Raw genomic sequence first — 9,063 nt, forward strand, 5'->3', positions numbered from 1 at the left:
GCGTCCGGCAGCGCCATGCCGACGTTCATCCCCACGTTCGGGATGGCGTCGACGACGACGGCGCTGTCCGCCAGCAGTCGCGTGGCTCGCCGGACCGACGACAGCACGGCCCGTTCCGCTTTCACGGCGGTATCTGTTCCCCGAACACAGAGGTCACAGCCCATCCCCTGTAGCGCCGGCATCTCCTCCTCGTGGACTGCACAGATGGGCCCCCTATCCTCGAACTCCCGTACCAGGGCGAGCAGTTCGCCAAGCACCGCGAACTCGTCCATCTCGCCCGCGGCCAGTCCGTCGGCGATCCGCTCGATAGTCTGTTGCATCCGGGCGTCCTCTCGAAACCGCTCTTCTACGGTGACCGAGCCGCTGCCGTACTTGCTTACTGCGGCCTGTGTCACTCCGAGCTGGTCGGCGATCTCCTGCTGGGTCCACCCCTTCTCGTCGAGTCTCGTGGCGAGCATCGCCCGGGCCGTCGGGAGGAATCGCTCGACCACGATTTCGCTCGGCAACTGCAGTGTCATTGCCAGAAGTGAGGGCCGTAGTTCGTTTAGCAGTTTGGACTACGAAAGCTGCTGGTCGACTGCGGCGTTCTGGAAGCAGACAGCCGGAGGGGCCCGCTCGTACTCGGAGTTCGCCGTGTGCGTCACGAATCGCCTTGTTACAACTTGGTTGTATTAGCAGGATATAATACGTCGGAGGTTGTTGTGTTGGCCACCAATGGCGTTCAGCGACCACCTGCTCGACACCGGCGAAGACATCTGGGACGCACAGAAGGACCACCCGTTCGTCCGCGAACTGGCCGACGGGACACTCGACGAAGCGGCGTTCGAGCACTGGGTGAAACAGGACTACCGGTACCTGCAGGACTACGCGCGGCTGTTCGCGCTCGCCGGCGCGACGGCAAACGACGAATCGACGATGACGCACCTGCTCGGGGTCGCCCATCAGGTGCTCGACACCGAGATGGACCTCCACCGGGAGTTCGCGTCGGACTACGGCATCTCGCGTCGTGAGTTGGAGTCTACCGAGAAAGCTCCGACCTGTCTGGCGTACACGAACTTCCTCGTCCGAACGGCCTATGAGGGCCACGAGGCGGAGATCGCCGCCGCGCTGTACCCCTGTATGCAGGGGTACCTCGACGTGGCCGAACACATGGCCGACCTGGCCGACGGTGAGCACCGGTACACGCCCTTTATCGAGATGTACACCAGCGACGACTTCCGCGAGGCGACGGGCTGGTGTCGGGCGTACGTCGACCGCTGTGGCGAGCGCTATTCCGGGCAACGCGATGCATGGAGGACGCATTTCTGACGAGCGCGAAGCTCGAACACCGGTTCTGGGAGATGGCCTACACGCAGGAGGGGTGGGAGCTATGACGACGGCCGAAACGTACTCGGCGTACGCCGACCGCGTCACGGGCCCCCGATTCACCGACTGGCTCCGGGAGCAGAGTCAACCGGACTGGGACGCCGCCGTCGAACACCGGTTTGTCGAGGAACTCGGGGCCGGCACGCTCGACGAAGACGCGTTCGCCGAGTATCTGGTACAGGACTACGCGTTCGTCGACGAACTCGTCGGGACGTTCGGCCACGCGGTCGGGCAGGCCCCCGATATGGCCGCCAAACGCCAGTTTGTGGAGTTCCTCGATACCGTGACCGACGAGGAAGACGACTACTTCGAGCGCTCCTTTGCCGCACTCGGCGTCGAAGATTCGCGCTGGCAAGACCCCGAGCAGACGCCGGCGACGAGGGCGTTCATCGACCTGCTCGCTCGTGCCGCCCGAGAGGGGGGCTACGCCGAGACGCTGGCCGTCCTCGTCCCGGCAGAGTGGATATACGAGTCGTGGGCGACGGCCGCCGCGGCGGCCCACGGCGACCCGGACAGCGACGGCCTCCCCAGCTCCGGGATGGGACTGCCGTTCTACTTCGCCGAGTGGGTCGATCTCCACGCCGTCGACTCCTTCGTCGCGTTCGTCGACTGGCTCCGGGGCGAACTCGACGCCGTCGGGCCGACGCTTTCGCCCCGCCGGGAGGCCCGCGTCGCGTCGCTGTTCGACCGCACGGTCACGCTCGAACAGCAGTTCTTCGAGACGGCCTACGAGGAAACCGCTGAGACGGCCGACCGCGAGGTGAGCCCGTAGATGGTATCCTCAGCTATCGTTCTCGGTCTGACCGCGGCGACCGTTCTCGTGTTCACCGGCATCGGCCTCTTCGCCGCCCGCGGCCGAATCGACTCGGTGGAGACGTACATCTCGGCCCGTGACTCGGCCGGTAGTGGGACCCTCGCTGCGACGGTCATCGCGTCGATGATGGGCGTCTGGATTCTGCTGAGCCCCGCCGAGGCCGGGGCCGCCTTCGGTGGGCTGCCCGCCGTGCTGGGCTACGCCATCGGCAGCGCGATTCCACTTCTCCTCTTTATTCCAGTCGGCGCTCGCATCCGCGAGGTGATGCCCGCAGGCCACTCGCTGACGGAGTTCGCCTACGCTCGCTTTGGCTCCGGGATGTACCTGCTCGTCTTGCTCGTCTCGGTGTTTTACATGTTCATCTTCCTCGCCGCGGAGATGACCGGAATCGCCGGCGCGCTCGCGCTCGTCGCAGATGTGCCGCTCTGGCAGACCTCGCTGCTCATCGGCGGCTTCGTCCTCGTCTACACGGCCTACGGCGGCCTGCTTGCGAGCATCGTCACCGACACCGTCCAGACGCTGGTCATCCTCCCACTGCTAGCCGTCGGCTTCGGCGGCGCGCTCCTCTCGCTGGGCGGGACGAGCGAGTTCCACGCGACGGTGGTGTCGGCCGACCCGACGCTGCTGGACCCCGGATTCGGCCCCGGCCTGGAGTTCGGGCTGTACGTCGCCTTCGCTCTCCTGGGCGCGAACATGCTGAACCAGGGGGTCTGGCAGCGGGTGTACGCCGCCGACGGGGAGCGCGCCCTCCGTCGCGGACTGGGCATCGCCGCCGTCGTCGTCGTGCCGATGCTCCTGCTCGCCGGCCTGTTCGGCATCGCCGCCGCGGGGCTGGGCCTCACGGAATCCGGTTCCGCCAGTATCGCCTTCTTCCTCGTGGTGGCGGAGGCGTTCCCGACGTGGGTGACCCTCGCCATCGTTGTCCTCGCCGTATTGCTGGTGATGAGTTCCGCCGATACGATGTTCAACGCTATCGCCAGCGTCGTTACGGCCGACCTCGCCCGGTTGCTCGACGATCCCGACCAGCGGACCCTGTGGCTGGGCGGGCGCGGGCTGACGGTCGCCGTCGCGCTCGCCGCGATGTTCATCGGTGCGCAGGGGTACAGCGTCCTCCAGTTGTTCCTGACTGCCGACCTGCTGGCGGCTGGCGTCTTCGTGCCCTTCCTCGCCGGTCTCTACACCGAGCAGCTCACCGGGCCGGGCGCGCTGGTCTCTGGCATCGCAGGATTACTCGTCGGCTTCACGTACTTCCCGTCGCTCCGCGGCCTTATAGCCGCGATACCGGGCGTCGGGAGTATGCTGCCAGCGCCGTCGTTCCTCATTGCCTTTGCCGGCGCAACGCTCGTTTCGGCCGCTCTCACCGCAGTTGCGACGCTGCTTGGCGGGGCCGATGCCGACCTCGACGCCCTCGGCCGGGAGGTCCGTGCGCTTGACGATCCGGTGGCCGACGGGGGGTCCGAGCAATGACGCTACCAGCCGTCCTCCCCCTCGCCGCACTCGGGTCGACGGCGTTCGCGGTGCTGGCCTGGGGGTCGATTCTGCTGGTGCTCGCTGTCTTTCTCGCCGTCGGCTGGCTGGTCCTGACCGAGTAGTCCGGCGACCGTGAGAGTCCGGATATACGGCGTTTCGTGGTAACAAGACACATACTTATCATGATGGGTGAGGAACGTCGCATATGCAGACTTTCGTGCTCGCAACCAATTCCGAGACAGTCAGCCAGACACTGTGTTCATACCTCGAAGACGTCCTCGACCCGGACGACAGCGTATACGCGGTCAACTCACAACCGGGCGGAGACAGGACGCCACCGGATGCGGTTGCCGACGGGAAGGCCGCACTCGAAGTCGTCTCGGACCGTCTGGGCGACCAGGTGTCCGTCGAGACCTACCAGATAATCCGGGGGAACAGCCCGGCTGAAGATATCTTCGACATCGCCGAAGAGGTCGATGCCGACGAACTCGTCATCGGCGTCCGCAAGCGGAGCCAGACCGACCGGCTCATCTTCGGGAGCGTCGCCCAAGATATCATGCGGCAGTCGAACTACCCAATGCGGGTCGTGCCGCGGGAGTAGCGACTGGCCGCCGGTAACGGACCGCAGAGAAAGCAAAGACCGAGACAGCCGCGCTATTCGGCCGACTCGTAGTCGTCGAAGGCGTCGATCTCGACGCCCTCGTCGGTGATTTCAGCCAGCACGACACCGTTGCCGGACCCGGTGTCACGCTCGGCCGCGGCGTTGACCGCGCGAATCGCCAGATTGCGAGCCTCGGAGAGACTCATCTCGGGGTCGTACTGCCCTTCGATGGTCCCCGTCGCGACCATCGTCCCGGAGCCGGTGACGGTGTAGTCGTCTTCGAGCACGCCGCCAGCTGGGTCGACGCTGTAGACGTGGCTGCCTTCTTCGTCGACGCCGCCGACGATCGGGTTGATGGCGAAGTACGGGCCACCGCGGGCGAAGTTACCCGCGAGCGTCGCCAGCGCGTGAATCGAGAGCGGTTCGTCGCGGCGGACCTCGTAGAGGTCGGCCTCGGCGCGCAGCGAGCGGATGAACGACTGGGCCCCGCCGACGCTGCCGACCAGCGTCATCGCGGCCGTCGGGTGGATCTGCTCGACCTTCTGGACCTGCTTGTTCGAGACGAAACGGCCGCCCAGCGAGGCGCGGCGGTCCGTCGCGATGATGACGCCGTTCTCCGTCGAGATGCCGACGGTCGTCGTCCCGGTCTTGACGACGTTCTCCTCGTCGCGGCCGCCGTCCTCGTTCGGCAGGTTGCCGACCTCGGGTTCGTAGGCGTCGGTCAGTCGGTTCTCGGGGTCGTACATCAGTTCTCACCTCCGAGTTCGAACTCTTCCAGGCGCTCGGCGATGTCGTCCTCGGCGAGCTTCTCGAACTGCTCGCTTTCCACGTCGATGGTGGCGATGTCGACGCCGGTCGCGTCGAGGCCGTCCTCGTTGACCGAGGCCAGCGCCCGGAGCGCGAGTTCGATGCCGCCTTCGAGGTCCATCTCGTCGTCGTACTCGTCTTCGAGGAACGACTGGATGTCCTCGCGGGAGCCGCCGATGGCGACTGCTTGCCACTCGTAGGGGGTCCCCGAGGGGTCCGTCTCGAACAGTCGGGGCTGGCCGTCCTCGATACCGGCGACCAGCAGCGCGACACCGAACGGGCGCGCGCCGCCGGTCTGGGTGTACTGCTGGATGTAGTCCGTAATCTCCTTCGTCAGGGACTCAACGGAGGCCGGCTCGTCGTAGCGCAGGCGGTTGACCTGGGCCTGCCGGCGCGCCACGTCGATAAGCTGGCGCGCGTCGGCCACGTGGCCCGCGCTGGCGACGCCGACGTGGGAGTCGATTTCGTGAATCTTTTCGATGCTGTCGCGCTCGATAAGCGGCGACCGGGCGTGGCGGTCCGCGGCGATGACCACGCCGTCCGCGGTGCGGACCCCGACGCTCGCGGTTCCGCGCTTGACGGCTTCTCGTGCGTACTCGACCTGATAGAGGCGTCCGTCCGGGGAGAAGATGGTAATCCCGCGGTCGTAGGCCTGTTGTTCGTTTCCTTGCATGATGTGTGGTGTTGTTGTTCACCTGAGGTTAGGGTTGCTCTTATATAACCGTATCGCGGGCCGCTGCCCTCAGAACAGCGGCAGGTCGCCGGTGACGCGGTCCACCAGCTCGTCCTCGGCGGGGCCGACGGCGAGCGCCGTGACGGTTCCCGGGTCGAGCTGTGTGTGGCCGGCGTCTCGGACGACCGCATGCGGCAGGCCTTCGCGCTCGGCCACGTCCGCGAGTTCGAACAGTTCGGACTCGCTCGTGGCTTTCAGGACGACTTTCTTCTGCCCCGCGCCCTTCCAGGCTTTGCGGGGTTTCGGGCCGGCGTCCTCGTAGGCCGACAGCGAGGCGTGGGCAACCTGGGCGGCGAGCTTGCCCTCGCCCATACCGATGTCGGCCCGCGCGACGATAGCCTGCTTCATACGATTACATGGCCACCCGTACTTAAACGCCCGTCGGACTCCCTCCACGGTTGCACATACCACAGAGTACATACGCCGTGGCCGAGCACACCCCGGAGATGCCCTCCACCATCCGAACGTTCCTCCTGCGACCGGGCGCGTTCTTCGAACAGCGACGTGACCAACTGAACGGATACCGCGGCGGCGGCCTCGTTTTCGGCATCGCCGTCGCCGTCACAGTCGGTCTCGGGGTCGCGCTCCGGCTGTTCGCCGCCCAGTTCACTGGTACCGTAGAGCGAGACAACCCCGCACGGCCGCCGGAGCAGATGTGCGAAGACGGCGGCGTCGGCGGCATAACCGTATCCGGCTGTGACGAACCGGCGACACAGACTGTCGAAGTCGGGTCGCTCATCTGGGACTATGCGACTGAAGTCCTTCCGGGGCTGTTTGTCGGCTTCAGTATCGTCTGCATCGGACTGATGGTCGGTCTGTATGTCGGCGCAAAGCTAGCCGGGGGTGCCGGCCAGTTCGGCGAGACGGCAGAGATAACTGCCTGGGGACTCCTTCCGTCCGTTGTCGGCGTTGCCGCCAGCGGCGCTGCACTCGTCTTCTTCGCTGCCAACACAGACCTCTCTGCGTCCTCGCCGGAACTGCTCCTCGAACAGGTACGGCGTCTACAGAACGGGCTCTCCGGGCTCGTGTTTCTCGCAATACAGGTCGGGACCGCGGCCTGGCAGGCGTACGTCTGGGCTGGCGGGCTCCGCGTCGTCCACGAGATTAGCCGGTACGCGGCAGCCGCCATCGCGGTCATCGTCGCGACGCTCCCCGTGATTGCCTCCTGAGAATCGGGGAGTTTAGGCTTCCGGCCGCACACGCCACTCTCATGATACTCTCAGATGCGGATATTCTCCGACGACTGGAGCAGGGTGACCTCGTCGTCGAACCGCTCGACGACCCGGACATCCAGATTCAGCCCGCCAGCGTCGACCTCCGTCTCGGCCGGGAGTTCCTGGAGTTCCAGCACGCCAACATCCCCTGTATCCACCCGAACTCCGAGGACGAAGTCGCCGATTACGTCGAGGAAACCGTCATCGAGGAAGGCGGCGAGTTCATCCTCCACCCCGGCGACTTCGTGCTGGGGACGACCCACGAGCGCGTCGCCATCCCCGACGACCTCATCGCCCACGTCGAAGGACGCTCGTCGCTGGGCCGCCTGGCGATTGTGGTGCACGCGACGGCCGGCCTGTGTGACCCCGGCTACGAGGGCCAGATTACCCTCGAACTGTCGAACCTCGCACCGCGCCCGTTGCGCTCACGCCCGGAATGCGAATCTCGCAGCTCACCTTTACCGAACTCAAGACACCCGCCGACCGCCCGTACGGAGCCGAACGCGGCTCGAAGTATCAGGGCCAGTCCGGGCCGCAGGCGAGCAAGATACAGGGAGATAGGGAATTCGGAGGCGACCAATAGATGCGGTTCATCGAGGAAATCGTCGTCGACGACTTCCTGCCGACGTTTCGCTCGCTGCTGGCCGACGCCCTCAGAGAGCGCGGGCTGACACAGTCCGAGGTCGCCGACCTGCTGGGCATCAGCCAGAGCGCGGTCTCGAAGTACGTCCACGGCGACGTGGCGCGCCACGACGACCTGCTGGCCCACCGCGGGCTGGAGGAACTGGTCGAGCGACTGGCCGACGGGCTGGCCGACGGCGATATGAGTTCTGTTCAAGCGCTGGTCGAAACAGAAGTGTTCATCCGCGAACTCGAACAGGGCGGCGTGCTGGCGCAGATACACGAGGACGCGGTCCCAGAGCTGGGCGACTACGACGACGAGTTCGCTGTCCACGACCCGGACTCACAGCTCCGGTCGGCCGAACGGACGCTCGCGTCGGTGCGTCGCGGACTCAGCGTGCTGGAAAACACTAGTGGGTTCGCGACGCTCATCCCGGCGGTCGGGTCGAACCTCGTCCAGTGTCTCCCCGAGGCCGACAGCATCGAGGACGTGGCCGCCGTCCCGGGGCGGATTCTCGACGTGAAAGGACGGGCAACGATTCCGGCGGACCCGGAGTTCGGCGTCAGCGAGCACGTCGCGTCGCTGTTGCTGGCGGCGCGGGCCGCCGGGAGCGACGCCCGCGCAGTGTTGAACGTCCGGTACGACGACGGCGTCGTGACCGCGCTACGAGATGCCGGTCGGACCGTGGTCGAGTTCGACGCCGAGGAGAGCGTCGAGCCCGCCGTCGCGGCCGCGCTGGCTGACGACCCAGCGGCCGACGTGCTCTACCACACCGGCGCGATGGGTATCGAGCCGGTGGTGTACCTGCTCGGGGACGACGCTGTGTCGGTCGCTGAAACGGCGCGCGAAATCCTGTGACAGACGCGCAGTCCTTCTACGGCCGGTGGGCGCGAGTGTACGACTGGGTAGCGAATGCCCCCGGCGTGGCGTCCTGGCGCGACCGGACGGCGGACTCGCTGGCGCTCGCGCCCGGCGATACCGTCGTCGAAATGGGCTGTGGCACTGGCGCGAATGTGCCGGCGCTCCGCGAGCGAGTCGGCCCGTCGGGTCAAGTCGTCGGTATCGACGTGACACGGGAAATGCTCGACCGCGCACGCGAACGGCCCGCCAGAACCGGCGGAGCCGTACACTACGTGCAGGCCGATGCCGCCCGTCCGCCGATTCGAGAGGCCGATGCCGTTCTGGCGACGTTCGTCGCCGGCATCTTCGAGGACCCTGCGGCGGCGGTCGACGCGTGGTGTGACAGCGTTGGCCCCGGCGGCCGTGTCGCCCTGCTGAACTTCCAGCGGAGCCCCAGCACCCTCGCCACACCGCTGAACCTCGCGTTCGAGGGGTTCGTCCGCCTCTCCGCGCCGGGAACGCGCCTGTCCAGGCGGTCACACGCCAGCGCGTTCGAGCGGCGGGTACGGGCGGCCCGCGAGCGACTTACCGAGCGGA

11 protein-coding genes and 2 pseudogenes are annotated in these 9,063 nt (G+C 66.6%); 9 read left to right on the forward strand and 4 right to left on the reverse strand.

Annotation, left to right across the window (positions count from 1 at the left end; translation table 11 throughout):
• The coding region (locus tag GJ630_RS18565; protein WP_191450658.1) for a transcriptional regulator at positions 1-518 on the reverse strand (518 nt) is incomplete at its 3' end.
• Positions 519-714: 196 nt separating this feature from the next.
• Here GJ630_RS18565 and tenA point away from each other — a divergent pair.
• The 5 genes and pseudogenes from tenA to GJ630_RS18585 all read left to right on the forward strand — a co-directional run bounded on the left by tenA (position 715) and on the right by GJ630_RS18585 (position 4,250).
• A pseudogene (tenA, locus tag GJ630_RS18570) lies at positions 715-1,373 on the forward strand (thiaminase II).
• Complete coding sequence (locus GJ630_RS18575; RefSeq protein ID WP_191450660.1) at positions 1,370-2,137, forward strand: TenA family protein; 768 nt, start codon at positions 1,370-1,372, stop codon at positions 2,135-2,137. The pseudogene tenA and the gene GJ630_RS18575 overlap by 4 nt, the downstream one beginning before the upstream one ends.
• Positions 2,138-3,646, forward strand: coding sequence for a sodium:solute symporter family protein (locus GJ630_RS18580; RefSeq protein WP_191450662.1), 1,509 nt, complete (start codon positions 2,138-2,140; stop codon positions 3,644-3,646).
• On the forward strand, positions 3,643-3,771 hold the full coding sequence (locus GJ630_RS20395) for a hypothetical protein (RefSeq protein WP_014040999.1): 129 nt from the start codon (positions 3,643-3,645) through the stop codon (positions 3,769-3,771). The genes GJ630_RS18580 and GJ630_RS20395 overlap by 4 nt, the downstream gene beginning before the upstream one ends.
• An 83-nt stretch (positions 3,772-3,854) precedes the next feature.
• Entirely contained in the window at positions 3,855-4,250 is a 396-nt protein-coding gene (locus GJ630_RS18585) for a universal stress protein (protein ID WP_014041000.1), read from the forward strand.
• Positions 4,251-4,303: 53 nt separating this feature from the next.
• Here GJ630_RS18585 and psmB read toward each other — a convergent pair whose 3' ends face one another.
• The 3 genes from psmB to pth2 all read right to left on the reverse strand — a co-directional run bounded on the left by psmB (position 4,304) and on the right by pth2 (position 6,138).
• Positions 4,304-4,996 carry an archaeal proteasome endopeptidase complex subunit beta gene (psmB, locus tag GJ630_RS18590; RefSeq protein ID WP_014041001.1) on the reverse strand — a complete coding sequence of 231 codons (693 nt, stop codon included), beginning with the start codon at positions 4,994-4,996 and terminating at the stop codon, positions 4,304-4,306.
• Entirely contained in the window at positions 4,996-5,730 is a 735-nt protein-coding gene (gene psmA / locus GJ630_RS18595; RefSeq protein ID WP_191450664.1) for an archaeal proteasome endopeptidase complex subunit alpha, read from the reverse strand. Before psmA ends, psmB begins: the two co-directional genes overlap by 1 nt.
• A gap of 69 nt (positions 5,731-5,799) precedes the next feature.
• A complete protein-coding gene (gene pth2 / locus GJ630_RS18600; protein ID WP_004591375.1) occupies positions 5,800-6,138 on the reverse strand; it encodes a peptidyl-tRNA hydrolase Pth2 in 339 nt (112 codons plus the stop codon).
• A gap of 77 nt (positions 6,139-6,215) precedes the next feature.
• Here pth2 and GJ630_RS18605 point away from each other — a divergent pair, with 77 nt between their 5' ends.
• The 4 genes and pseudogenes from GJ630_RS18605 to GJ630_RS18620 all read left to right on the forward strand — a co-directional run.
• Positions 6,216-6,959 (forward strand): Yip1 family protein, encoded by a 744-nt coding sequence (locus GJ630_RS18605; protein WP_371727931.1) that lies wholly within the window; start codon positions 6,216-6,218, stop codon positions 6,957-6,959.
• Between the two features lie 41 nt (positions 6,960-7,000).
• Positions 7,001-7,587 (forward strand): annotated as a pseudogene (gene dcd / locus GJ630_RS18610) (dCTP deaminase).
• Positions 7,588-8,484 carry a thiamine-phosphate synthase family protein gene (locus GJ630_RS18615; RefSeq protein ID WP_191450667.1) on the forward strand — a complete coding sequence of 299 codons (897 nt, stop codon included), beginning with the start codon at positions 7,588-7,590 and terminating at the stop codon, positions 8,482-8,484.
• Positions 8,481-9,063 (forward strand): class I SAM-dependent methyltransferase (locus tag GJ630_RS18620; RefSeq protein ID WP_371727933.1); only part of this gene is annotated, 583 nt, incomplete at its 3' end. The genes GJ630_RS18615 and GJ630_RS18620, both read left to right, overlap by 4 nt.

Origin of the sequence: Haloarcula sp. CBA1122 (genome assembly GCF_009741785.1) — an archaeon.
Classification (GTDB): Archaea; Halobacteriota; Halobacteria; order Halobacteriales; family Haloarculaceae; genus Haloarcula; species Haloarcula hispanica.

Excerpts from the sequence above, each read along its gene's own strand:
- GJ630_RS18575 (WP_191450660.1), top strand. The coding sequence starts at position 1,370 with ATGACGACGGCCGAAACGTACTCGGCGTACGCCGACCGCGTCACGGGC.
- GJ630_RS18580 (WP_191450662.1), top strand. The coding sequence starts at position 2,138 with ATGGTATCCTCAGCTATCGTTCTCGGTCTGACCGCGGCGACCGTTCTC.
- GJ630_RS20395 (WP_014040999.1), top strand. The coding sequence starts at position 3,643 with ATGACGCTACCAGCCGTCCTCCCCCTCGCCGCACTCGGGTCGACGGCG.
- GJ630_RS18585 (WP_014041000.1), top strand. The coding sequence starts at position 3,855 with ATGCAGACTTTCGTGCTCGCAACCAATTCCGAGACAGTCAGCCAGACA.
- psmB (WP_014041001.1), bottom strand. The coding sequence starts at position 4,996 with ATGTACGACCCCGAGAACCGACTGACCGACGCCTACGAACCCGAGGTC.
- psmA (WP_191450664.1), bottom strand. The coding sequence starts at position 5,730 with ATGCAAGGAAACGAACAACAGGCCTACGACCGCGGGATTACCATCTTC.
- pth2 (WP_004591375.1), bottom strand. The coding sequence starts at position 6,138 with ATGAAGCAGGCTATCGTCGCGCGGGCCGACATCGGTATGGGCGAGGGC.
- GJ630_RS18615 (WP_191450667.1), top strand. The coding sequence starts at position 7,588 with ATGCGGTTCATCGAGGAAATCGTCGTCGACGACTTCCTGCCGACGTTT.